The sequence below is a fragment of the Bradyrhizobium sp. USDA 4538 genome (assembly GCF_024171045.1).
GTDB classification, from domain to species: Bacteria; Pseudomonadota; Alphaproteobacteria; order Rhizobiales; family Xanthobacteraceae; genus Bradyrhizobium; species Bradyrhizobium australafricanum.
In genome coordinates this window covers 510,025-534,645 of the sequence record NZ_JALJZE010000002.1, presented here as the reverse complement: position 1 = coordinate 534,645, position 24,621 = coordinate 510,025, and the positions used below count along the sequence as shown (strand labels likewise).

Below are 24,621 nucleotides of genomic sequence, written 5' to 3'. Positions count from 1 at the left end.
GTAGACTTTCTTGCCGCGCAAATCGCTCCCGTCGGTCAGCCGCAGAAGGTCTGTAAATCACTTCATCGCGCATCCGCTGCTTCATCCGCGTCGTGGTCTCTAGAGTTGCCCCGCAGGGGGTGGAGGTGATGCAGGAAGTCCCCATGGCCGCCCTGAGGCGGTGTTGCGGCCGCGCTCCCCGGGTACTACCTGCAGCCAGGTTGTTGACGGCCGTTTCCATTGCGATGAGTTCGGCCGGCTGCGTGCTGACGCAGGATCTGCCCGATCCGGCGCTCGACGTGCCCAGCCAATACAAATACGCCGGCAAGCCCGATGCGCCACCGCCGCTCGACTGGTGGCGCGGTTTTCGTTCGACGGAGCTGACGCAATTGATGGAGGAAGCTGAGACCGTCAACCTAGATATTGCAGCCGCCGTCTCACGCATAGTCGAGGCCGACGCCCAGGCGCGGCAGGCGGGCGCAGCACTGCTGCCGAGCCTATCGGGCAGCGGCTCAGAAACCTACTCACGCACCTCGGGTTCGAGCGCCTCGGGCCTGTCCATCGGCGGCCGCGAGGTCGTCAACTATTCGGTGTCGCTGAGCGCGAGCTACCAGCTCGACTTCTGGGGCCAGAATCGCGACGCGCTGCAGGCCGCGGAAGAGACCGCCACCGCCAATCGGTTCGATCGCGACGTCGTCGCGCTGACGACGCTGTCCAGCGTCGCCAACGCCTATTTCCAGGTGCTGGCCTCGCAGGACCGCTTGCGCACCTCGCAAAGCAACATCGCCAGCGCCCAGCGGATCCTCGATGCCATCAAGGAGCGGCGCAAGGCGGGCACGGGCACGGACCTCGACGTTGCGCAGCAGGAGAGCGTGGTGGCGAACCAGAAGGCGCTGGTGCCGTCGCTCCGGCAGACGCTCGACCAGAACATCAACGCACTGGCCGTGCTGGTGTCGCGGCCGCGGGAGAGCGTGCGCGTCACGGGCGGCTCCCTGAACCAAATCGCGATTCCGCGCGTCACACCGGGGTTGCCGTCCGAGCTGTTGACGCAGCGGCCTGATATTCGCCGGCAGGAAGCGCAGCTTGCGTCCGCCACCGCCAATATCGGCAATGCCCGCGCCCAGTTCTTTCCGACCATCCAGCTCACCGGGAACGGCGGCTATCAGAGCTCGGCGCTGGTGTCGCTGTTCCAGCCGCATGCGGCCTTCTTCCAGCTCGTCGGCAGCGCGACGCAGCCGATCTTCGACGGCGGCAGGATCCTCGGCAATTTCCAGTATACCCAGGCACGCCAGGACGAGTTGCTCCAAGCCTACCGCAAGACAATCGTTCAAGCCTTCGCGGATGTCGACAATGCGCTGTATTCGATCAAGCAGACCACGATCAGGCTGCAGTTGCAGCGCGATGTGCTTGCCTCGTCGCGTCGTGCCTTCGAGCTCGCCGAGCAGCAATTGCGCGCCGGCACGGCCGACATCGTGGCCGTGCTGAACGTCCAGCAAACGCTGTTTCAGGCGGAAGACGCGCTATGGCAGGCGCAGCTTGCGCGGCTGCTGGCGATCGTCAGCCTGTACCAGGCTTTGGGCGGCGGCTGGGAGCCGAGGATGGAGAAACCGGTCAATGCTCTTTAAGCCGGATACCAAGGAAGGCGCGAAGGACAAGGCGGGCAAGCGCGGCAGGTCCCGGCGCGGCCGCCGCTTTGTTGCCACGCTGATCACGCTCGCGATCCCCGGCGGGCTCGGCTATCTCGGCTGGATCGCATGGCACCAGAAGCCGGCGAATGACCGCAATGCGCGGCCCGATCTGCCGGTGCCGGTGCTGGCGGCGATCCCGCGCATCCAGGACGTGCCGGTCTATCTCGACGGCGTCGGCGCGATCCGCGCGCTCAACACCGTGACCGTGCGCTCGCAGGTCGATGGCAAGCTGATCGCGGTGAACTATACCGAAGGCCAGGACGTCAAGAAGGGCGACGTGCTCGCGGAGATCGATCCCGCGATCTACCAGGCGCAATACGAACAGGCCGTGGCCAAAAAGGCGCAGGACCAGGCCCAGCTCGCCAACCAGCGCATCGACCTCACGCGCTACGAGCAGCTCGCCGCCTCCAACGCCGGCTCCAAGCAACAGGCCGATACCCAGCGCGCGCTGGTCGCGCAGACCGAGGCGCTGGTCAAGGCCGACCAGGCTGCGATCGACAATGCGGCGGCGACGCTCAGCTACACCAAGATCGTGGCGCCGCTCTCGGGCCGCGCGGGCCTTCGCCAGGTCGACCAGGGCAACATCATCCATGCCGCCGACACCACGGGCCTCGTCGTCATCACGCAATTGCAGCCGATCGCGGTGTGGTTCAGCCTGCCGCAGCAGCAGATCATGCGGGTCAACGCGGCGGCGGCGAAGAGCGCGTTGCAGGTCGACGTGTTCGGCAATGACGGCATCACGGTGATCGACACCGGCAAGCTGACCGGGCTTGACAACCAGGTCGATCCGACCACCGGCACGCTCAAGCTCAAGGCGGAATTCCCCAACGCCAACTACCAGCTCTGGCCGGGCCAATTCGTCAATGTCCGCCTCAAGGTCGAGACGCTACCGAAAGCGCTGGTGGTGCCGACATCAGCCGTGCAGCGCGGCCCGGTCGGAACCTTCAGCTATGTGATCGGCGAGGGCGATATCGTTTCGGCAAAACCCGTGACGGTGACGCAGCAGAACGAGCACGACGCCGTGATCGCGAGCGGCCTGTCACCGAGCGATCGTGTCGTCACCACAGGCTTTGCCAATCTCTCCGACGGCTCCAAGGTGATCGTCGGCCGCGACGACCAGACGCCGTCGGCCGATCTCGCGCCGCGCAAGCGCACCCGCGCACCCCAGCCCGGCCAGAAGGATGGTCAGAAAGACGGTCAGGCCAAGGACGGGCAAGGCAAGGACAGACAAGGCAAGGACGGCGAGCGTCGCGGCAAACGGCAGAGCGGCGAGGGCGACCAGAAGGGCCAGACCGGACCGGCGCAGGGGGCAGATTCATCGGGCAGTGGAGCGAAGCAGCCATGATCCCGATTTCGACCAACTGATCGCGTCATGGGCGTCTCCGAACCCTTCATTCGCCGGCCGATCGCGACCTCGCTGCTCGGCATCGCGCTGCTGATCGGCGGCGCGCTCGGCTATTTCTCGCTTCCGGTCTCCGCGCTGCCACAGGTCGACTTCCCGACCGTGCAGGTGACGACGCAACTGCCCGGCGCGAGCCCCGACGTCATCGCCTCGCTCATTACCGCGCCGCTGGAGCGGCAGCTTGGCCAGATCCCGTCGCTGTCGGCGATGAATTCGACGAGCTCGTTCGGCGTCAGCCAGATCTCGCTGCAATTCGATCTCAACCGCGACATCGACGGCGCGACGCAGGACGTCCAGGCCGCGATCAACGCGGCCGCCGGCGTGTTGCCGAGGACGCTGCCTTACCCGCCGACCTATGCCAAGGTGAACCCGGCGGATGCGCCGGTCATGACGCTTGCGCTGCGCTCCGAGACCATTTCGCTGCGCGCGATGAGCGACATCGCCGATACGATCCTGGCACAGCGGCTGAGCCAGATTTCCGGTGTCGGCCGCGTGACGGTGCTGGGGGGCCTGAAGCCCGCTGTGCGCATCCAGGCCGACCTGGCGCGCCTGGCTGCCTACGGTATCGCCATGGAGGACCTGCGTAGCGCGATCGCGGGCGCCAACGTCTCGGGGCCGAAGGGCTCGCTCGACGGCGCGCAGCAGTCCTACCTGATTGCGGCCAACGACCAGATCGCCGCCGCCGATGCCTACCGGCCAGTCATCGTGGCCTACCGCAACGGCTCGCCGGTCACGATCGGCGACGTCGCACAGATCATCGACGGCCTGGAGAACGACCGCACCGGCGGCTGGTACCAGGGGACGCCGGCCGTCATCATCGACATCCAGCGTCAGCCCGGCGCCAACGTGATCGACGTGGTCAGCCAGATCCGGGCGGAGATCCCGAAGGTCCAGCGCGCAATTCCCGCCGGCGTGAAGCTGACCGTGGTCTCCGACCGCACCGTCACCATCCGTGCCTCCGTCCACGACGTGCAGTTCACGCTGATCTTGAGCGTGGTGCTGGTGACGCTGGTGGTGCTGCTCTTCCTGCGCTCGCTGCGGGCCACGTTGATCGCCGGCGTCGCGCTGCCGCTGTCGCTGATCACGAGCTTCGGCATCATGTATTTCGCCGGCTTCAGCCTCGACAACCTGTCGCTGATGGCGCTGACCATCGGCACAGGCTTCGTGGTCGACGATGCCATCGTGATGATCGAGAATATCGTCCGCCACATGGAGAATGGCGAGAGCGCGATGCAGGCCTCGCTCAGGGGCGCGAGCGAGATCGGCTTCACCGTGATCTCGCTGACGGTGTCGCTGATCGCCGTCTTCATCCCGCTTCTGTTCATGTCGGGCCTCGTGGGCCGGATGTTCCGCGAATTCGCGCTGACGCTGACGATCGCGGTCGTGACCTCGGCGGTGGTCTCGCTGACGCTGACGCCGATGATGTGCTCGCGCCTCCTCAAGCACGCCCATGAGCAATTGGCGGTGCCGGGACTTGCCGCCGTCAGCCGCTTTATCGACTGGACCGTCGGCTTCTATCACCGGAGCCTGTTGTGGGTGCTGGAGCGCCAGCGCGCGACCCTGGTCGTGACCTTCGCCACGCTGATCGCGACCCTGGCTCTCTACGTCGTCGCGCCCAAGGGCTTTCTGCCGCTCCAGGACACGGCCTCGATCACGGCAGTGACGGAGGCCGGCCCCGACGTCTCCTTCGCCGGGATGCAGAAGCGGCAGGCCGAGGCCGCCGATGCCATCAAGGCCGATCCTGACGTGGTCGGCGTCGTCTCGGTGATCGGGGCAGGCTCCGTCAATCCGACCACCAATGTCGGGCGCCTCGTCATGACGCTCAAGCCGCGTGGCGAGCGGCGCGACGATGTCAGCGTGGTCGTCGACAGGCTGAAGAACAGGGTTGCCGCGATCCCCGGCATGACCGTGTACTTCCAGCCAGTCCAGGACGTGCAGATCTCGACCCAGTCGAGCCGTTCGCAATATCAGTACACGCTCACCGGCACCGACGCGGCATCCGTCTCGGAATGGTCGCGCAAGCTGGTCGCCGAGATGCGGCGGGATCCGCTATTCCGCGACGTGTCCTCGGAGGCGCAGGAGGGCGGCTTGCGCGCCCAGCTCGACGTCGACCGGACCCGCGCCGGCCAGCTCGGCGTCAACCTGCAAGGCATCACCGACACCCTGAACGATGCCTTCGCGCAGCGGCAGATTTCCACCATCTACGGCCAGGCCAACCAGTACCGCGTGGTGCTGGAGGCGCTGCCGATGTATCAGCGCGATCCGTCGATCCTGTCGAAGCTCTATCTACCGGGTGCCGCGAGCGCCACCGTGGGCGCGCCCAACGCCCAAGTGCCGCTGTCGGCCGTGGCGACGCTCACACGGACGACGGCACCGCTGGCGATCTCGCACCAGGCGCAATTCCCGGCGGTCTCGCTCAGCTTCAACCTCGCGCCGGGGGCCGCTCTCGGCGACGCGGTCGAGGCGGTGAAAGCGATCGAGACCCGCATCGGCATGCCCGGCAGCATCGTCGGCGTCTATGCCGGTGATGCCGCCGAGTTCGCCAAGGCGCTCGCCGGGCAGCCCTGGCTGCTGCTCGCCGCCATCATCACCATCTACATCGTGCTCGGCGTGCTCTATGAGAGCTACATCCATCCGATCACCATCCTCTCGACGCTGCCGTCGGCCGGCGTCGGCGCGATCCTGGCCCTGATGCTGTTCGGTCAGGACCTCTCGGTGATCGGCCTGATCGGCATCATCCTCCTGATGGGCATCGTCAAGAAGAACGCGATCATGATGATCGACTTCGCGCTCGAGGCCGAGCGCGGGCAGGGGATGTCGGCCACCGATGCGATCGTGCAGGCCTGCCTGCTGCGCTTCCGCCCGATCATGATGACGACGCTGGCTGCGCTGTTCGGCGCCTTGCCACTTGCGGTCGAGAGCGGCACCGGCTCGGAGCTGCGCTTTCCGCTGGGCATCTCGATCATCGGCGGCCTGCTGCTCAGCCAGTTGCTGACGCTCTACACGACGCCGGTGATCTATCTCGCGCTCGACCGCATCAACCGCCGGCTCGAGCAAGCGGTGCCGCCGCCCGAGCCTGAAGGGCCGCCCGCGGCCGGGGCGACCGAGGGGATGCAGTGATGGCATCGATCTCGGAGCTCTTCATCCGCAGGCCCGTCGCCACCACGCTGCTCTCGATCGGGCTGTTCCTGCTGGGCGTCGTGGCCTACGAGTTCCTGCCCGTGGCCGCGCTTCCGAACGTGGATTTCCCCGCCATCTTCGTCTCCGCAAGCCGGCCGGGCGCCGATCCGTCGGTGATGGCAGCGACCGTTGCGGCGCCGCTGGAGCGGCGACTGGGTAAGATCGCGGGCATCGACCAGATCATCTCAACCAGCACACTCGGCACGAGCACCATCCAGTTACAGTTTTCGATGGGTCGCGACATTGATCACGCCGCACGTGATGTGCAGGCCGCGATCAACGCCGCGCTCGTCGATCTGCCGAGCGATCTGCCAGCGCTGCCGCGCTTCCGCAAGGCCAACACTGCGGCGATGCCGGTCTATGTGCTGGCGCTGACATCCAAAACGATTTCAACCAGCGCGATCTACGACCTTGCTGACACCGTGCTTACGCAACGGCTATCGCAAGTGCCGGGCGTTGGCAACGTGACCCTGACCGGCAGCGACCAGCCGGCGGTGCGTATCGCGCTTAACCCAGTAGCCCTGTCGAACGCCGGCATCGCCACCGACGACGTGCGCACCGCGATCGTCAATGCCAATCCACTCGGCCCGGTCGGCATCTTCAACGGCGAGCGCCAGAGCGAGACGCTGTCGCTGAACAAGCAGATGCGCACGGCGAAAGAGTTCCGCGACATCCTCGTCAAAAGCTCGCACGGCAATTTCGTGCGGTTGTCTGACGTCGCCTACATCGAAGATTCCGTTCGGAACGTCCGATCTATAGCTTGGTTCAATAAACAACCGGCCATCATAATCCAAATCGCTAAACAAAGCGATGCCAACATCATAGATACAGTCGAACGCATTAAGGCTGCAATTTCCGAACTAGAGCAGTCGATTCCGACGGCAATCGAAGTCTCGACCTTGGTTGACTTGACCAAAAGCATACGCGCGAGCATGCGAGATATGCAGCATACATTAGTGGCGGCAGTGATCTTGATGATGCTGCTCGTGCTGGTCTTTCTGAGACGATTGGCGTCGACTATTGCTGCTGGAGTTACCGTGCCGTTGACACTGGCCGGCACCTGCGTTGGCATGTGGGCCACCGGTTATTCCATCAATAACCTCTCTCTCATGGCGCTCACGATCTCAATCGGCTTCGTCGTTGACGATGCCATCGTCATGATTGAAAACATATCTCGCAATCTCGAATCTGGCATGCCACCGTATTATGCGGCGCTACGAGGAGCTAAACAGGTCGGTTTTACCGTGCTGTCAATCAGCCTGTCGCTCATTGCCGTTTTCACGCCGCTGATCTTCATGGATGGTTTCGTGGGTCGGCTGTTGCGTGAGTTCTCCCTGACGTTGACCTTTGCCATTCTCATCTCCTTGTTCGTCTCGCTCACGACAACACCCATGATTTACGCGCATTTTGTCAAGGAAATCCCACCCAATCGCGTGACTTGGTTCGACCATCTCATCGAGGAAACGCTGGTGCGCATGGTGGAATTCTATCAGCGAACTCTGAAGTGTACGCTTGAGCATCCACTTCTAATCATGATCGTATTCCTGGCGACCATTGCGTCAACGGCGGTGCTCTACGTCAGAGTCCCCAAGGCATTTTTTCCCAGCGACGATAGCGGATTCATTTTCGGCGCAACGCGGGCGTCCTCCGATGTTTCGTTTCAAGCCATGGCATCATCGCAGCAACAACTCGCCGGCATAGTGCTGTCGGATCCAGCAGTTGCCTCCATCGGCTCGATCATCAATGGCGGCGGTCAGAGCGTCAACAGAGGTAATATGTTCATTACCTTGAAGCCGCCCGAGGAGCGGGAGCATGTTCAGACACAGCTCGTGATTGATCGCTTACGACGCAACCTCTCGAGGGTACCAAACATCCGCCTGTTCATGGTTTCAGTGCAGGACCTTCCCACCAGCGGACGGCAGAGCGATTCCCAATACCAATACACACTTCATAGCACGGACCTCAATCTCCTGCAGCAATGGACACCGATCGTCTCCAAACGCATGGAGACTGTCGATGGCGTTACCGACATTTCCAGCGATCAGGATGCTACTGGTGGACTACAGTTGATGCTCTCGATTGATCGTCAGGCAGCCTCAAGACTCGGAGTGCAGGTGCAGGACATCGACAATGCGCTTAATAACGCGTTTTCGCAGCGGCAAATCTCGATCATCTATACCCAGCGAAACCAGTACACGGTGGTGCTGGAGATCGATCCGAGATTCCAGGTCGATCCCGCCAATCTCGACCGCATCTACGTCGCGGGCACCAACGACGTGCAGGTGCCGCTGTCGGCGGTGGCGCGCGTGCAGCGAGGGCTGGCGCCGCTGGCGGTCTACCATTCGCAATCGTTTCCCTCGACCACCGTATCATTCAATCTTCTGCCAGGTGTGTCGCTGCCGGTCGCGGCCTCCAATATCCAGCGTGCGGTCGAGGAGTTGCATATGCCCCAAGATATCCGCGGGAGCTTTGATGGCATCGCAGGTGATTCCAGTAAGGCGAGCAGCCGCCTGCCGCTCCTATTCTTGGCCGCTGTAGCGGCCATGTACATCGTGCTGGGAATCCTTTACGAGAGCCTCGCTCATCCGCTGACCATCATCTCAACCCTGCCATCCGCCGGACTTGGTGCGCTTCTGGCCCTGCAACTCACCAATACACCGTTGAGCGTGATCGCGCTTGTCGGGATTATTCTTGTGATGGGCATCGCAAAGAAGAACGGCATTATGATCGTGGATTTTGCGCTGGACGCAGAGCGTCAGACCGGGATGTCGTCGATCGATGCGATTCTAGAGGCCTGCAGAGCTCGCTTCCGTCCGATCTTGATGACGACCTTGGCGACTGTATTTGCCAGCATTCCTCTCATCGTTGCTACGGGGGTCGGTACCGACCTGCGCCGACCTCTTGGTATCACGGTTATCGGCGGTCTTTTCGTATCCCAGGCACTCACCCTCTATACGATTCCCGTAATTTACCTCTTAATAGATCGAGTGCGGCGTCGACGTCGATAATCGACGGTTTCCCAGGCTGCTGAAGAAGGGCATTTCTGACCGGCGGAGGAACTGGTGCTGAAGGCGTTGTGGGCCGTACTAGTCGAGCGGCATGGATCACGAAGTGATCGCGTCCGCTCATTTCGACCACGTGGCGATGATGTAACACCCACCATCGATCCGTCCCTCGAGTTTGGCGGTAATGTATGGAAGCTCCGTAAGCGCTTCCTGCTATATGATTCGGTAAATCCTGAAGGCCCCGATGGGCGCTCGACTGGCGATGAGGCGGAAGAACGCCTGCAAACCCTTCTTGGGTTCGCCCGCGCTGGCACTCGCGCCGCCGACGAGGATAGCCGTGGAGCGTTAGGGTTGCTATGAGTAGAGCAAGGCCAGTCTCCGTGCTTGATACACTCAGCCAAGGTGCCCGTCGAACCTCGAAGAGATCCTGGCCGAAGTCGGCACGGTGACCGATGGCCAACGTGCTACCGCGGCACCGCAGGTCATCGAACGGGAACTTGCTGATTTCGCCCGACGGGCCGGTCCACGCGTCGTCGCCTTGACGCCCAGGAAACAGCAGCGACCGCCGCCAAAGAAGAGCGTCTTGCGCAAATCAAGTTGGAACAGATCGATACCCGGCTCGATCGACTTGAGTCGAAGCGCAACGAGCAAAAGCGATTGGTTCGCGCACCTGACGACTCCGAGCAGAACCTGGAGGCCGATATCGGGTGGGTCAGGTTGTGGGACAAGCTCTGCACGCGGCAGAGGGATTGCTGCAAGCGGCTGCGGGCGACCGCGCGCGGATACAAGCCCGTGAAAGATCTCGGCGCGAGTTACATGGGCATTGGAGCGAGCCGAGCAGACTGCGACAAGAGCACGCCAGACTGCTACGGGTGATGAAGGCCCGACACGGCCAAGACCAAGCCGAGAGCCGACACAACCGCGCGCAATGGCTGCGCTTGACCGAGGAGCACCGACTTTCGGCACAACGAACAAAAAAGCGCGGGATAGGCTGAGTTCGGTAGTTCTGACCGCAGGTCGCCAACAAACGCGGAACCGGATAACGTCGGAACTGGTCAAGATCGACGATTCGTCGCAATTCGGCTTTGAGATCGGGGCTAAGCGTCGAGACTCCTGTCGACTACTGCGCCACTTTTTGGTCCAGGCTTAAGCAGTAGAAAGAAGAAAGCGTGGTGCAGTGTATGTTCGCTCATGAAAGAGGTCTAAAGATAGCCGTTGTCGCTGGAGAAGTGTCCGGTGATCTTCTAGGCGGTGATCTGATCGCGGCTCTGAAAGCTGCCCATGATGCTCCAATAGCGCTAGTGGGCGTGGGAGGTGAGGCGCTCCAAGCGCACGGGCTTTGCTCGCTTTTCGATTTCACCGAGCTGTCCATTATGGGGTTCACGCAGGCTCTTTTGCGTTTACCGAATTTCGCTAGGCGCATAAGGCAGACGGCGGCGGCGATCGTCGCAGCAAAACCGAATGTGCTCATTCTAATCGACAGCCCCGATTTCACGCACCGGGTGGCGAAGAAGGTTCGCGCAGCATTACCCGAACTGCTCATTGTACACTACGTTTGCCCGAGCGTTTGGGCCTGGAAGGAACATCGCGCCACTGTAATGCGTGGCTATGTGGATCATGTACTTGCTTTGCTGCCTTTTGAGGAAGAGGCTATGCGCCGGCTCGGTGGCCCCGAAACAACGTACGTAGGCCATCGCCTTACCCACGATCCGGCACTTTTGAAGGTCCGGAACATTCGCGCTTGCCGCCCCCTGGGGGCTCCCGAAGAGAGAACAATTTTGCTCTTGCCTGGCTCACGGGCCGCAGAGATAAGAACACTCTTGCCTGTCTTTGGCGAGGCGGCTCGAGAATTCATCGCACGCAATGGTCCTACGCGCTTCATTTTGCCTACTGTGCCGCACCAAGAAAGCCTTGTTCGTGAGAAGGCACTAACGCTTCCGTTTCCAGTAGAGGTCACCTCAGACACGGAAGCCAAATGGACGGCCTTTGCGGAAGCTGATGCAGCAATAGCAGCCTCTGGAACCGTCATTCTCGAGCTTGCCCTCTCAAACATTCCGGCGGTGTCCGCCTACAAAAGCGATTGGCTGATCAGGTTAATGTCCAAAAGGATAAAGATTTGGTCGGCCGCACTGCCGAACCTGATCGCGGACTATCCCATTGTCCCGGAATACATCAATGAAGTTGTGCGAGCGGGAAGCCTCTGCCGCTGGGCGGAACGCCTCTCAGCAGACACTCTGCAGCGCCGCGCAATGATGGAAGGCTTCAGATTAACCTGGCAGCGGCTGCAAGTACCCGCTCCGCCGAGCGAGACGGCTGCGAAGGTCATTCTCGATCTTTTGTTGCGCAATCCCTAAAGGAGGCGCCGCCGCTCGCCCGCTCCATCGCGGAAGAGGTTGATCCCGGCGGGAACAGGCCGACGACGAGCTACTAGACTTTGCGCGTGGCAAGGGCGGGACGATCCATTACCGGTCGGTACGGCTAAGATGGGGCAAACGCGATGGCCGTGGTCGATGACAGATTTAGTGTCCACGGAGTCCAGGGGTTGCAGATGATCGAGGCCTCGATCATGCCAACTATCGTTTCGGCAACACGAACGCGCCGCTGATCATGATCGCGGAAACGGGCCGCGGACATGGTCAAAAGGGATTCGAAGCAAACGTCAGGCAGTTCGCTAATGCGCGATCCGATTTAGTTCCGCCGCCGCCGCATCATATTCGATAGACGACTTCGGGCACTGCTCCAACGCCGAGTTGAACAGTTGCACGGCCTCGGTCGACCAGCCCATTCGACCGGCTCTCCATCACGGTGATCCCACCCGACTGAGCTGCGCAGATGCGCCCCGTGCTCGAGGTGGCGGACATCTTCCGCCGCCACGGCGCCGCATTCCGTGCCGCACAGAGCTCTCGGCTTTCATCCGACCAGCGCCGTGTGATGGCGGCCATCGAGGCGTGCCGCACAGCGACGCTCGGCGGCCATGTCGAGCGGTGCGACGACTGCGGCCTGGTTCGCGTCGCCTATAACAGCTGTCGCGATCGGCACTGTCCAAAGTGCCAAGCGCTCGCGCGCGCGCCCAATGGCTCGCCGATCGCCAGGCCGACCTGCTGCCGGTGCCCTATTTTCACGTCGTCTTCACCGTGCCGGCGCCCGTGGCCGCCATCGCGCTACAGAACAAGGCGGTGGTCTACGACATCTTGCTCAAGACGGCAGCCGAGACGATCCGTCTCATCAGTGCCGACCCAAAGCATCTCGGTGCCGAGACCGGGATGATTGCCATTCTCCATACCTGGGGCCAAACCCTTACGCATCATCCGCATGCCCGTTGCCTCGTGCCGGGCGGCGGGATTGCCCCTGACGGAAGCTGGGTTCCTTGTCGTCCTGGCTTCTTCCTTCCCGTCCGCGTCCTGTCACGATTGTATCGTCGGCTATTCCTGGAGCGCCTGCAGGCGGCGTTCGATAATACCAAGCTCCAGTTCTTCGGCCACCTCACGCACCTCGTCGAGCCAGCCGCATTCGGCCGCTATCTGAACGCTCTCCGCAAGGTCGAATGGGTCGTCTACGCCAAGCGTCCCTTCGGCGGGCCAGAGCAGGTTCTGGCCTATCTCGGGCGCTACACCCATCGCGTTGCGATCGCCAACGGCCGGCTCCTTACCTGTGAGCAGGGCCACGTCCGCTTCCGGTGGAAGGATTATCGCGCCGGCAACAAAGCCAAAGTGATGACGCTCGACACTGAGGAGTTCATTCGTCGCCTTCTGCTCCACGTTTTGCCGAAGGGGTTCCGCCGCATCCGTCATTTTAGCTTCCTGGCGAACGCCTGCCGCGCGGCCAAACTCGCGCGCATCCGAGCGGCGCTTGAGGCGCCGGAGCCGCCTCCGCGTGCCGAACCTGTCGACTATCGTGAGCGCTATACCGTCCTCACTGGTCACCGCCTCGACTTGTGTCCCGTCTGCGGAGGCCGCATGGCCGAGATTGGGCTTGTGCCGCGCTCGCAAACACCTCGCTGCGACACATCATGACCAACCACGTCGACTTAATCGCTCCCGTTAGGTGCATCGCGCCATGCCGACCTTCTCCGTCGGAGCAATCAAGCACGCTCACAACGCCCGGCGAACGAGCCGGAATCGGCCTCTCACGCACAACGCGCGGCTTGCCGCTATTGTCGGCGACTGCCTTCGCTGCCAATATCAGCGGCAATCTGCCACCTCGCTCGCCCGCGGGCCCAACATCGGCTCCGCCGCGCCAGCCGACGCTCGGATCGAGCGCCCATAGCTCCGTGCCCACAAGACGCGTCTTCGTTCAATCCGGGTTCAAATAGGTCCCGCGCTCGACTTGCGGCGAGATCTTTAACGCGGGACCTATTTGAACCCTCCAGTATTCCGATTTGATCGCGCGCAGTTTCGGATGGTGTGAAGCCCGATCGTTGGGCCAATTCTCCGGCTGGAAGCAGCAGGGAGGATTGGAGGCTGACGGAGTTATTCCCGCCGAGCAACTGGATCCCCGTCAGGTCCGCGTTGATGGTGAGGTTGCTACCTTTGAACCGAGTACCCTTTTCCAAATAGACCCCTTTGCCGTCAGGGTCGTAATCACTATTAGCGTTCTTATAAGGCGATCCGTGGATCGTTACATCACTCATGACGCGCGTGGGGGCGCCCGTCCGCAGGACGACCGTCTCCGCAGTGGCAGGGGGGAAACAAAAGAAGCCAGGGTCGCCAGGCTGACGTCGGACAGCCATAGCCATTTCCGCTCGCACCAAACACTCGGAAAATCATTCCCTTGGGTTGTTTTCTTCTCGGACTGTAACGTTTGCTCAGCCACCAGAATCTCCTTCCCGATTGGGCGGGCGCTGCCTTACCAGATTGAATTTAGCCTCATCGTCAAAATGGCACTTGAGCGCGTCCGGAAAACGTCCAGATCCGGGTATTGCCACCAATCCCGCCAAGCTCGGCGCCAACGCCGAGTGTGGCGCCGCCGGCGGATCTGAGGTCGACGCCGCCGGTGAAACGCGCAGACCACCCCTGCAACTGGATCGGAATTTGCGGCACGGACGTGCCGATGATGACGGCCGCAGCATTGTCCCGCGTGAAGTAGTAGTCAGCATATCCCCCGACGTAGGGCGACAGCAGCAGGCCATCGCTCCAGGACACCGGATAGGTCAGCTTGGTCCCGGCTGAGGCACGTCCTGCGAAAAAGTTGTACGCGGCCTGTTTGGTTCCAAGCGTATCGATATAGGCCCCCTCCCGCTCCCGGAGGATGTAGAGCCTGGTCGACGGCTCCAGATGGAAGTTGGCCCATTGATGGGAGCCGGTGAGGCCGGTCGTCAGCAGCCAGCGTTGACCACTGAAACTTCCTTGCGCGGCACCTGCGGTGCCGTTGTAGCTGATGTTGGAAAAGGTAGCGGCCGCATCATACCGCAATGCCGGCGTAATCCTCCAACCGAGATAGGAGCCGGCCGTCCAGCCGTCCCCTTTGAGTCTTCCGCTGATGCTATCCATTGTGTACTGGAAGCTCTCATAGCCGCCCACCGCTCCCACCAGAAAGTCAGGAGCGATCTTGTAGGTCAGGCCGGCGAGCGTATTGAACTGGGTACCGTAGAGTGCTGCCTGGGTCGCTCCGGCGCCGAAATTGCCCGGCGATGCCCAGCGGTCGATGCTGGTCCCGCGGGTGTCGATCCAGAACAGCCAGTTATTTTGTGCCCGAACCTTCGCCGAAGCCACCTTCGCCGACTCGACCGCTGCAAAAACGTCGTCGATGCTAGAATTATCGCGGCTGGCTCTGCCGGGAGCCCCCTCTCTCGCGTAAGCACTGGCGCTGGGGCGCGCGGATTGCAGTTCGTCCTCACAGGGGACGGTCAGGTTAAGCCGCAGACCCGTTGGTCCAGGTGTTATGCATCGTCCGCCATCACTGAACCCTTCGGAGATTGCGGTATCTATTGCGCTCGAAATCGCCTGGCCGGAGTTTTGCGCCACGACCTTGGTAACGTCGACCTGCAGTTGACGCAGCTTGGTGCTATCGGCCGGAATGTTCACCGACTGGGTCAGGGGCGACGAAATCGAGGCATTGAACGCAGGGCCGCCAGCATAAGCCGCTGTGATGCTGTGATTACCGACAGAGAGTGTCTTTGTCATCAGCGTCGCGACACCCGCCGCAGACAGGAAGGAGGCTCCTATCTGCACATCACCGTCCCTGAACGTCACCGTGCCCGCGGGCGTTCCGGCGCCGATTGCGGTGACGGTGACCGTGAACGTGACGGCTTGACCAAAACTGCTCGGATTTTGCGACGACATTATCGTCGTCTTCGTCTCGGAAGGCGCCGGTGGAATATAGGTGAAGGTGCCCGGCGAGACGTTGCCGCCCGGCGTCGTCATCGTCACCGTCACCGCGCCCTTGCCGGCCGGCGAGGTCACCGTGAGCGACGTCGCGGTGTTGGCCGTGATCCGCGCCGCGCTGGTGCCGAACGTCACCGCGCTGGCATTGGCCAGGTTGCTGCCGCTGATCGTCACCACCGTGCCGCCGGCCTCCGGACCGGACGTTGGCGACAGCGACGCCGCCGTCGGCGCCCCGACATAGCTGAAGCGGCCCGGCGACACCGTGCCGCCCGGCGTCGTCACGGTGACATCGACCGTGCCGGTCCCCGCCGGCGAGGTCACCGTGAGCGAGGTCGCCGAGTTGGCCGTGATCCGCGCCATGCTGGTGCCGAACGTCACCGCGCTGGCATTGGCCAGGTTGCTGCCGCTGATCGTCACCACCGTGCCGCCGGCCTCCGGACCGGACGTTGGCGACAGCGACGCCGCCGTCGGCGCCCCGACATAGCTGAAGCGGCCCGGCGACACCGTGCCGCCCGGCGTCGTCACGGTGACATCGACCGTGCCGGTCCCCGCCGGCGAGGTCACCGTGAGCGAGGTCGCCGAGTTGGCCGTGATCCGCGCCATGCTGGTGCCGAACGTCACCGCGCTGGCATTGGCCAGGTTGCTGCCGCTGATCGTCACCACCGTGCCGCCGGCCTCCGGACCGGACGTTGGCGACAGCGACGCCGCCGTCGGCGCCCCGACATAGCTGAAGCGGCCCGGCGACACCGTGCCGCCCGGCGTCGTCACGGTGACATCGACCGTGCCGGTCCCCGCCGGCGAGGTCACCGTGAGCGAGGTCGCCGAGTTGGCCGTGATCCGCGCCATGCTGGTGCCGAACGTCACCGCGCTGGCATTGGCCAGGTTGCTGCCGCTGATCGTCACCACCGTGCCGCCGGCCTCCGGACCGGACGTTGGCGACAGCGACGCCGCCGTCGGCGCCCCGACATAGCTGAAGCGGCCCGGCGACACCGTGCCGCCCGGCGTCGTCACGGTGACATCGACCGTGCCGGTCCCCGCCGGCGAGGTCACCGTGAGCGAGGTCGCCGAGTTGGCCGTGATCCGCGCCATGCTGGTGCCGAACGTCACCGCGCTGGCATTGGCCAGGTTGCTGCCGCTGATCGTCACCACCGTGCCGCCGGCCTCCGGACCGGACGTTGGCGACAGCGACGTCGCCGTTGGCGCCGGCGGGATATAGGTGTATTCGTTATCCGACGTGCACGGCGAATCGTGTATTGCAAGGTGCACTTTGCCAGTCCCCGGCACCATCTTCGCGCCCATGGTTACGACACCATTGTTATTAACCAAGCTACGAATAGTCAGCTCTTGAGACGTTTCACAGACGTGTAACAGCCAGCCGGCTACGACATCGTGCCAAGCCTCTACGTTCGTCCTGACGTGTATCCAGTTGTCGCCAGCCTCGGGACCTGATGACGGCGAAACCGAATATATCTGGGGCGACGCTTGGGCAGTGTTTGATACCGTCAGAGAGCAGGCGAGCACGACGGCGGCCAGAAAGATCAAGCGGATTGCACGGCCGAGAACAGCATAAGACGAATAAAGCACCACTTAAACCCCTAACGGCGCACGTATAGCCGTGGGGCTCTAATAATAAGTTTTGAACACCAATTATCGGAATAACGGTCAGAATATTGCAAAAAGGGTTCAGATCAGGAAACCCTATCGTACCGGTCTTCCGAGGCGCTGAGATTCGCTCCTTTGCGTCGGTCCACAAATGCTTTCCCTTCTCGGCCCAGAGCTCGCGCGCCTGTTCGCCTTGCTCGCTTTTGAGCTTGTCTAGATCCAGATGAGCGTGCCGTAGATGGTAGCGCGGTCGTCGTCGGTGAGGTCCCCGACGCCGGGTTTAACGACGAGCCTGCCGAGTTCGATCAGATGCCGCGAGCGCCTGCGGCGCTCGATCTGCCAGCTTCGCATGTCATGCGCGCCCGCGCCGCCTGACGCCGGTTGCGCGCCGCTCGAATGTGACCGAGAGCGCTCGGTGTCACGGCGCTGACGTAGATCGCGGTGTTCGCGCCTCGAAAAACGCGGGCCCGCGCTTCACCCACGCCTCCGTCTTTACGGTATCTTTCGTTTCCGCGATGGCGACCAGCGCACCCGGCAGTCGTCGGCGCTGAGCGCGTCGGCTCCGGTGGCGATGACCAGTTCGCCAAGCCCGAGCACCTCGCGGCTTCGGAGGTCTCGCGCCTTGTCCTCAAGCGCTTTCAGCTCCGTGTCGAAGTCCCGCAGCTTGCACATTGTTGCCTCCATCGTCTTCGTTCGTTGTCAATGCGGCGATGACACGATGACAGTTGAGCGCCTTGCTGATTGCTTCTATGTTGTCGGGACGGTGTGGCACGGCGCGGTCCATCGCGAGATTTTTTCGAGGGAGGGCGCGCCCACATGGTTTGGTCGATGTCAAGAATATTGTGGAATGGCGGCATCGCCAAATGATTTGGCGTAACTCCGCAATCCGCTCGTGGTTGAACACGGCGGTCAAGGTCTTGCAGATCGCGGTTAATGCGATCCGGCACACAGTTCATCTGCGCGCACCTCGCCACGTCGAAGTAAAGAACGAGTGGGCCTCTTTCGCTGTTTGAACCTTGGCACATGAAGGCGACAGTCGGAACGACGTATAGGCGCGCCCTCGAATAAAAATTCTCGGGACGGCTCACCCGGTCTCACCCTCGCACCAAGTCGGCTGTTTCTCCACAGCCGCGCATCTCATCCACGAACGATCCTTGCAACAATCAGGAGCCTGGCCCGGCGTGACCATGTAGCGTGAGGCAGCGCGGGGCTTGCACTCCCACGTCCGTTATTAATCAGAATATATGGATATCTCCGGCGTAGCGGGTCCGAGTTCTGAGCCAACTGCGTGACGCGGCTCGCCTGGCGGGCCATATCAAGCTCACATATCCTGCAGGCCTCGCTCCGCAGTGAGGCCCGATAGCTTCCGCTGTCGGGCGCGGAGACCGGTCTCTGCACCCCGTTTCGTTTATCTCCCGCGTTCCTCCGGAGTGCGACGACCCCTCCTTCCCCCAATCGCTTCGAGCGGCCGCACCGCAAGCGCGCCTTGGATGTCTCCGTTGAAGCGATGTGTTCCGGCGTGCGTGAGCCGTGTGCGGGTGCAGACGTGAACCTTGCCGCCGATATCGCGCCAGCGGCGGCAAAAGGCGTAGTCTTCCGACAAATATCGCTTTGAAGATGCGTCGAACATCACGTCGAAAAAACGATAACAGTACTTTGCTTTGGCTTCCCGACCTGGCTGCAAATCGAAGTCCGGATAATATTGTAGGTCGGGATAGGCCTCCATCATCCGGTCAAACACACGCCGTTTGATGCACATGAACCCGGTCGGGGCGTCAGTTACTTCGAGATACCCATCGTCGTCGGGAATGAAGGACAGTCCGGCATCCTCATTCGCGTTTACCGGGTAAACCAAGGCGAGACTCTCGAATTGCTCCTGCGAAAGCGTCTGTGTCCCGGCGGGAATCTCGATTGGCCAATCATACTGCTTGATCGGATAGGCTCCCGCGACGACATCCAGGTCCGACGACAGAAACCTGAACACGTCCTCTGAGCGGAAGCCGACATCAGCGTCGATCCAGAAAACATGCGTCAGTTCTGGCGTGTCCAGAAATTTTACCAACATCTCATTGCGGGCGCGCGTGATAAGACTCTGACCATTCTCGACGGCGATCTTCATGATCATGCCGCGAGACCAGCAGGCATTCACAAGCGCCATCATGCTCTGCGTATATGCAACTGTGACCTGGTCGCCATACGCTGGCGTCAAGATCTGTGCCCTCACATCTTTCAGCGCTGAGTCATCCAAAGCCCTTCTCCTGCGGCCACAACGCTCCACGTCGCTTACCGATGGGCCTTACGGGCTCGCGCGGTCATGACGTATCGCACAATCGGAGCGCGTCTGATTGTTGTCTAGCAACCTAGCGCTCGTGCGGAGCGAATCTGCTGATCAATTTGGGTCGCATACTGATCATTTGGGGGGCCATGCTTCTGCGTCGCTTTACACGACTCGGCAACGAGCGGCAGCGTGAGTCGCGCCAAAACCTGGAGTAGCAATCACGCAAAGAAAAAGCCCCACCAACAGCAATTGGTGAGGCTGATTCCGTTTTCGTTTACGTGCACCCGGTGATCCGGGAAGGCATCATTCGATCGTTGATCAGTCGATCGTTCGACAAACAGAAGACGGGTCGAACCTGCCTTTTCCCGTCACCACTGTCAATACGGCAACGCCGATTCGGCGAACGGGATTGCTTTGCGTTTTCCAATGGAAAACCGCATGCGAACACATCTCCCCCAGCCCGGTTTGCGCGGGATCACTCCCGTGCAGATCGCAGCATCCTTGGCGACCGAAGCCATCAGAGACCGGCTTGGATCACCAAGCCGGGATCGACTCATTCTCGCTCAAAAGGATGCTGCTCAGGCCCTGGGCCTGCGGGGTGCCCCGCGCCACGTGCTGGAAAAACTCTGTGCCTGTTACGGAGGCAAACCGATCAAGAATGAGATCATCGTTTGGCCGGCGAGCAAGTGGCTCGTCGCGGCCACTGGTCTTGATGAGCGCACCATTCGCCGAGCAATACAGCAACTGATCGGCCTCGGCCTTATCATCCCCAAGGATTCCCCGCGCCGTTATCGCTACGCGAGTAAAGGCGCCGGCGGCGAAATCGAGGACGCGTTCGGGTTTATCCTCTCGCCCCTGATCCACCTCCATGCCGAGTTCGCCGGCATCGTCCTTCAGAAAGAGCGCGATCGCCAAGCTCGCGCCGCCCTCGACGACGACATCTCGCGACACAGGATCGCTACCCGCGCCGCCCTCACCGCCGCCGTTTCTTATGACCAGCAGCGCAAGACCGAGCCACTGCTTGCGGAGCTCACGGAGCTCGAGCGCAGAATCCCGCGCCGTGATCGGATCGCCCCGCGTGAGCCCATCCTGGCCTCATTGGTCGAATTGCGCGATCGAGCTGAGGGACTGTTCTACGAACTCACTAAGTCGTTGGACGATCGATCCAATGACAAGAAAATGCCCGGCTCAGCCGGGCACAATGCCCGCCATTTAGAAAAGGACCCTGAAAACTCTAACGAGATTTCCAAAGCGGCTTGCGAGAATGATGGGGACGCCGACCGCGGATCATCCGAACCGCCGCAACCCGCAATTGCAGCGTCAGATCAAGCCTTTCCGCTAGCTCTCGTCGTGGAGGCCTGTCCGGCGCTCTCTGATGCCGGCATAAATTGCCGTTCGGCCGCGGATTTTGTTGCCGCGGGGCGAATCCTGCGGCCTGGTTTCGGGGCTAGCCCTGATGCCTGGGCGGAAGGCGAGAATACCATAGGTTCGCTGCAAACTGCCCTGCTCGCGATCTATGTCCATCAGCTCGCGTCCGATGATGCCGCGGCAAACGGTCCACCGATTCGAGGATCCAGGCGGGCCAATTTTGGCGGCCTGTTCCGCTCTCTGATCCGGAAGAGCGCGGCCCGTCAATTCATGATCGCGACTGCCCTCCTCGAGCTCCGGCGGAAAAGAATGTCGGAGTCGCCCACTCTCGCCGGCCACGTATCGAGCGACCGGCGTCGGCTGGCCAACGCGGATCAACCGCGGCTGAGAGGCGGATTGGCTGGCGGGGCTTCGGTGTCAACTCGGGCGATCGCGCACCGGAAAAGAGCGAGCTTGAGAGAGACGAAGAGTTCAACTAGATCGGAAAGCGACGAACGCACCTCAACGAGAGATACTCCATGGCGCGTTGCCAGGCGGAGATAGCCCTGCCGTTCCGCCTCTTGCACCAACCGGCGTAAATGCGTGTCCGACACGCCAAAGCTCCTGGCTGTGTAGCGGAGATGAACAGGCACATCACTCCCGTTCCCTGATTGGGAAGTCGTCCAAATCCATAGCATCATCTCGTAGCCTGCAATGCGCCCATCAAAGAGGCGAATCGCCGGGACGGCATCGCAAAGCGCGCAGCCGTCGACATAAAGTTCGAGCGCACGCGTCAAAATCGCGTCCTTGAAGATGTCGTTACGGGCCAGCCGCAGCTCAAAACTGCCGTCACCGTTCATCCTGTCGAAGGCCCTCAGAAACGGCCGCACGAAGCTCCGCACCAGGTCCGCCAACGTATCCGTCGGTTCCAGGACAACCACACGTCGGTCGAACATGCTGCGGACCGAACGGAAATACCCGGCCGCCTTCATTAGGTCAACGAGATCGATGACACGATTGTGGCTTGCGAGCCGATGCTGGCGGGCAAACGCCTCGACGCGTGAAACCACAATTCCGGATATCGGGTCATTGACATCTCGCCGATAATGCAGCGCTACCATGAAGGCACAGATCAGCTGGCGGGCCTCGCCCGTTGCGATTGTGGTGAGAAGGCGATTTCCTTGAAAGATCCCGGCATACTCGCTGCAAAACGAACGCAGCGTCGCGCGAAACGCTGGATGTCGCCGGATCGCGGCCGCCGTACTCCGGACATCATCAGACAGCCGCGACAGATCGAATGGATTGCTTCCGGCAGTCGATGCCAATTACCGCCCCAAGGGCTGCGACGATGCGCTGATGATCGTGATTAAATTATCTGGTTTTGAGATAATCTGTAAATCGCATTATTTGGACGACCCTCGATTCCGAGCGGTCGGTCATGTCTCGCACACTGCACTCTTCAAGACATCAAGCCTTGAAGACCTTCCTGATCATGAAAAGGAAAAAGGCGGGCCTAACTCAGGCGGAGGTCGCGAAGAAGCTCCGCCGGTATCAATCCTTTGTCGCCACAGTTGAAGTGGGACAAAGAAAGGTCGACGTCGTTGAGCTTCTTGCTTTTGCCGAAGCCATTGGCTTCGACCCGCGCGAGGCGATCAAATACCTCCTCAGCGTCAAGCCCGACTAGTAGCCGAGGCCCCGCTGTCGATGAAGCCAATCAGCGGCGCGTCACCGGGGCATCGCCGCTCAGCGCCGGTGCGTCCGCCGGCGTTAGGCGCCTCGGCGGTCGTAACGTCGGCGCCGGCGGCAGATCGATCGTCGTCACCTATTGACCGTCAGCACCGTGCGAATGGGTCCCCCGTCAGACGCGCGCGATACATGCTAATCGAGGGGGCGACGTAGCGATCCAGATAACCTCGCCGCCCTGTAGCGAATGACATCCTTCGATCTTTCGCTCCTGCAGCCGGCGTTCGCCGCGATGTTTTTGATCTCGGCGACGAAATTATTGTATGGCGCGTGCTTTTGACGGGGCGACGCACCGCGCTGGCAGGCGTCGAGGCGCCCGCGGATGTCCTGCATGTCCTCAGTCGACCCGGCTTGAGCGCCTTCATACTAACTTCTGACAAGTCTGAGCACGCCGCTCGCGCGCAGAGTCGTCTTGTCACCCGCCGCCTTGCTTTTGAATATCGTCAGCAATTTTTCCAGCTCTGCGAAGACAGAATGTGGAGGCTCCTCCCATTGAAAAAGAAGGTATTGAACGCCTGCCACCGACAGGCCTGTGATGCCTCTCAACTGATCAACTTTAGGATCGTTAAGGTCGGCAGAGTGATCGAACTGAGGGGGTATTTCGTCCGTCATACTTAGTTCTCATCATTTCTATTACCAAACACTACTCTAGCACCTCCATCACGCTGCATATTGTGATCACTCTCGAAATGATCGAATCATGAACGAAAATGATCAATGCGTGACACATACGGGCCACTCGAGCGCTGCTGGCTGGTGTCTCAGCAACAGCTCGCTGATAGGGCGATCGTTTCGTTAAATGCCCAAGCGCACTCAAGAGCGCGCGTAACCAGTCGGAAAGACACAACGTGTCCAATTCCAGCTAAACTGAATTAGACCAGCCTCTCCAATCTGAGCGTGCTACAGGAGCTGGTATCTCGCGCTTGATCACAAACGGTTAAACGCCCCTTTCGCCTGTTCGGGCGGATAATGCAGCGGTCGAAGGCAGCGCGCTCACTCGATAGCGCGGTGCGATTCGTTTCTGCGCAGGGGATATCGGAAAACTACCGGTGAACCGCCCGCACACGGACCACCGAACAAAAATCCCTGCATGAGATCAATCCCAAGCGCATGGAGCGTATTCGCTTCCTTCTCTGTCTCCACCCCTTCTGCTATGAGCCGACTGCCGAGGTCTTTGCACATCGCCACAATACCCTGAACTACGCACCGTCGCCTGGCGCTTGCGTCGATTCCCCGGATCAATGCCATATCCAATTTGACAATGTCCGGCATCAATTCGACTAGCGAATTCAGGCCGTTGTATCCCGCACCAACATCGTCGAGTGCAATCAATATCTTGCTATCTCTAAGTGCGCCAAGCTTATCACGCACCTGCTTGGTGTCTGCTATCCGCTCGTTCTCAACGATTTCAAACACCAAACGTTGCTCTGAGAAGCCAATCTCGCGGGCTGCACTAACCGTGCTATCCAGTCCAAATTGTGAATCACAAATTGCATTAGGAACAATGTTAAGATTTAGCCGCGCGGGAAGCCCGCTCGCTTGGGCCAATTGGACAGCCCACTCCCTACAGAATGCATCGAACTCAATTATCTGAGATCTCGGAATTTGACTGAGAACGAATGCCGCACCTTCGCCGGACGGACCGCGCAGCAACGCTTCGTGCGAGAATATCGTGTCGCCGTGCCCCATGTTCATGATTGGCTGAAACCAGATCGTAAACGCCGGCCCCACATTTGAGAGGGCTTGCTCAACACTGTCTTGCACGCCTAGAGTCTTACTCCTCATTCCATACGTCGGGCACTCCTCCCGCGAGGAGTGTAGCTTCGAAGGTTGCGTTTTGCTAAACAAGGGCGGCTTCTGGTTCGGCGTCTGGAACGATGTTACTGAATAGACCTAAGAAGATGCCCAGCGATAGGAAAGTTGGACGCAAATTTGTAAGCTAGATCTTTTCCTTGCTGTAGACGCCATTACCTGAACTTTCCTAGTGTACGTTGGACCACATGGAGCAGTGATGTCGACCGCGTCAGAGAGACAGGAAGCATCGTCCCTACCCCTCGAAGCACCGCCCGAGACC

General features: G+C 61.2%; 14 protein-coding genes and 3 pseudogenes. 10 read left to right on the top strand and 7 right to left on the bottom strand.

The features are described from left to right. Positions 1-128 precede the first annotated feature (128 nt). The 8 genes and pseudogenes from J2R78_RS43765 (at position 129) to J2R78_RS43730 (ending at position 13,267) form a co-directional block, all read left to right on the top strand. Positions 129-1,604 (top strand): efflux transporter outer membrane subunit, encoded by a 1,476-nt coding sequence (locus J2R78_RS43765; RefSeq protein ID WP_375167171.1) that lies wholly within the window; start codon positions 129-131, stop codon positions 1,602-1,604. Next, the gene (locus J2R78_RS43760; protein ID WP_253610491.1) at positions 1,594-3,012 is read left to right on the top strand and encodes an efflux RND transporter periplasmic adaptor subunit; all 1,419 of its coding nucleotides are present in this window, start codon (positions 1,594-1,596) and stop codon (positions 3,010-3,012) included. Before J2R78_RS43765 ends, J2R78_RS43760 begins: the two co-directional genes overlap by 11 nt. 27 nt (positions 3,013-3,039) lie before the next feature. Continuing rightward, positions 3,040-6,189, top strand: coding sequence for an efflux RND transporter permease subunit (locus J2R78_RS43755; RefSeq protein WP_253610492.1), 3,150 nt, complete (start codon positions 3,040-3,042; stop codon positions 6,187-6,189). After that, the gene (locus J2R78_RS43750; RefSeq protein WP_253610493.1) at positions 6,189-9,257 is read left to right on the top strand and encodes an efflux RND transporter permease subunit; all 3,069 of its coding nucleotides are present in this window, start codon (positions 6,189-6,191) and stop codon (positions 9,255-9,257) included. The genes J2R78_RS43755 and J2R78_RS43750 overlap by 1 nt, the downstream gene beginning before the upstream one ends. A 594-nt stretch (positions 9,258-9,851) precedes the next feature. Further along, on the top strand, positions 9,852-10,130 hold the full coding sequence (locus J2R78_RS43745) for a hypothetical protein (protein WP_253610494.1): 279 nt from the start codon (positions 9,852-9,854) through the stop codon (positions 10,128-10,130). A 305-nt stretch (positions 10,131-10,435) separates the two neighbouring features. Continuing rightward, positions 10,436-11,608, top strand: a complete 1,173-nt coding sequence (gene lpxB, locus J2R78_RS43740) for a lipid-A-disaccharide synthase (RefSeq protein WP_253610495.1) — start codon at positions 10,436-10,438, stop codon at positions 11,606-11,608. A 143-nt stretch (positions 11,609-11,751) separates the two neighbouring features. Continuing rightward, on the top strand, positions 11,752-11,859 hold the full coding sequence (locus J2R78_RS43735; RefSeq protein ID WP_253610496.1) for a GMC oxidoreductase: 108 nt from the start codon (positions 11,752-11,754) through the stop codon (positions 11,857-11,859). Between the two features lie 227 nt (positions 11,860-12,086). After that, positions 12,087-13,267 (top strand): annotated as a pseudogene (locus tag J2R78_RS43730) (IS91 family transposase). An 858-nt stretch (positions 13,268-14,125) separates the two neighbouring features. Here J2R78_RS43730 and J2R78_RS43725 read toward each other — a convergent pair. From J2R78_RS43725 to J2R78_RS43710, 4 genes and pseudogenes are all read right to left on the bottom strand, one after another. Next, positions 14,126-16,843 (bottom strand): IPT/TIG domain-containing protein, encoded by a 2,718-nt coding sequence (locus J2R78_RS43725; protein WP_253610497.1) that lies wholly within the window; start codon positions 16,841-16,843, stop codon positions 14,126-14,128. 549 nt (positions 16,844-17,392) lie between these two features. Beyond that, positions 17,393-17,530 (bottom strand): conjugal transfer protein TraD, encoded by a 138-nt coding sequence (locus J2R78_RS43720; protein ID WP_309145064.1) that lies wholly within the window; start codon positions 17,528-17,530, stop codon positions 17,393-17,395. Positions 17,531-17,536: 6 nt separating this feature from the next. After that, a pseudogene (locus J2R78_RS43715) lies at positions 17,537-17,851 on the bottom strand (conjugal transfer protein TraD); the annotation flags it as partial. A 736-nt stretch (positions 17,852-18,587) separates the two neighbouring features. Next, positions 18,588-19,427 carry a hypothetical protein gene (locus tag J2R78_RS43710; RefSeq protein WP_253610498.1) on the bottom strand — a complete coding sequence of 280 codons (840 nt, stop codon included), beginning with the start codon at positions 19,425-19,427 and terminating at the stop codon, positions 18,588-18,590. A 456-nt stretch (positions 19,428-19,883) separates the two neighbouring features. Here J2R78_RS43710 and repC point away from each other — a divergent pair. Next, positions 19,884-21,116 (top strand): annotated as a pseudogene (repC, locus tag J2R78_RS45575) (plasmid replication protein RepC); the annotation flags it as partial. 83 nt (positions 21,117-21,199) lie between these two features. Here repC and J2R78_RS43700 read toward each other — a convergent pair. Next, the gene (locus tag J2R78_RS43700) at positions 21,200-22,129 is read right to left on the bottom strand and encodes a hypothetical protein (protein ID WP_253610500.1); all 930 of its coding nucleotides are present in this window, start codon (positions 22,127-22,129) and stop codon (positions 21,200-21,202) included. Between the two features lie 149 nt (positions 22,130-22,278). Between J2R78_RS43700 and J2R78_RS43695 the strand changes: the two genes are divergently transcribed. Continuing rightward, positions 22,279-22,488 (top strand): helix-turn-helix domain-containing protein, encoded by a 210-nt coding sequence (locus J2R78_RS43695; RefSeq protein ID WP_253610501.1) that lies wholly within the window; start codon positions 22,279-22,281, stop codon positions 22,486-22,488. 425 nt (positions 22,489-22,913) lie between these two features. Here J2R78_RS43695 and J2R78_RS43690 read toward each other — a convergent pair whose 3' ends face one another. Both J2R78_RS43690 and J2R78_RS43685 read right to left on the bottom strand, forming a co-directional pair. Further along, positions 22,914-23,159, bottom strand: a complete 246-nt coding sequence (locus J2R78_RS43690) for a hypothetical protein (RefSeq protein ID WP_253610502.1) — start codon at positions 23,157-23,159, stop codon at positions 22,914-22,916. Positions 23,160-23,540: 381 nt separating this feature from the next. Further along, positions 23,541-24,311 carry an EAL domain-containing protein gene (locus J2R78_RS43685; RefSeq protein WP_253610503.1) on the bottom strand — a complete coding sequence of 257 codons (771 nt, stop codon included), beginning with the start codon at positions 24,309-24,311 and terminating at the stop codon, positions 23,541-23,543. Positions 24,312-24,621: the final 310 nt, after the last annotated feature.

Bases quoted from the DNA above. Each gene is read 5' to 3' on its own strand.
- J2R78_RS43765 (WP_375167171.1), top strand. From the start codon at position 129: ATGCAGGAAGTCCCCATGGCCGCCCTGAGGCGGTGTTGCGGCCGCGCT.
- J2R78_RS43760 (WP_253610491.1), top strand. From the start codon at position 1,594: ATGCTCTTTAAGCCGGATACCAAGGAAGGCGCGAAGGACAAGGCGGGC.
- J2R78_RS43755 (WP_253610492.1), top strand. From the start codon at position 3,040: ATGGGCGTCTCCGAACCCTTCATTCGCCGGCCGATCGCGACCTCGCTG.
- J2R78_RS43750 (WP_253610493.1), top strand. From the start codon at position 6,189: ATGGCATCGATCTCGGAGCTCTTCATCCGCAGGCCCGTCGCCACCACG.
- lpxB (WP_253610495.1), top strand. From the start codon at position 10,436: ATGTTCGCTCATGAAAGAGGTCTAAAGATAGCCGTTGTCGCTGGAGAA.
- J2R78_RS43735 (WP_253610496.1), top strand. From the start codon at position 11,752: ATGGCCGTGGTCGATGACAGATTTAGTGTCCACGGAGTCCAGGGGTTG.
- J2R78_RS43720 (WP_309145064.1), bottom strand. From the start codon at position 17,530: ATGCGAAGCTGGCAGATCGAGCGCCGCAGGCGCTCGCGGCATCTGATC.
- J2R78_RS43690 (WP_253610502.1), bottom strand. From the start codon at position 23,159: ATGACGGACGAAATACCCCCTCAGTTCGATCACTCTGCCGACCTTAAC.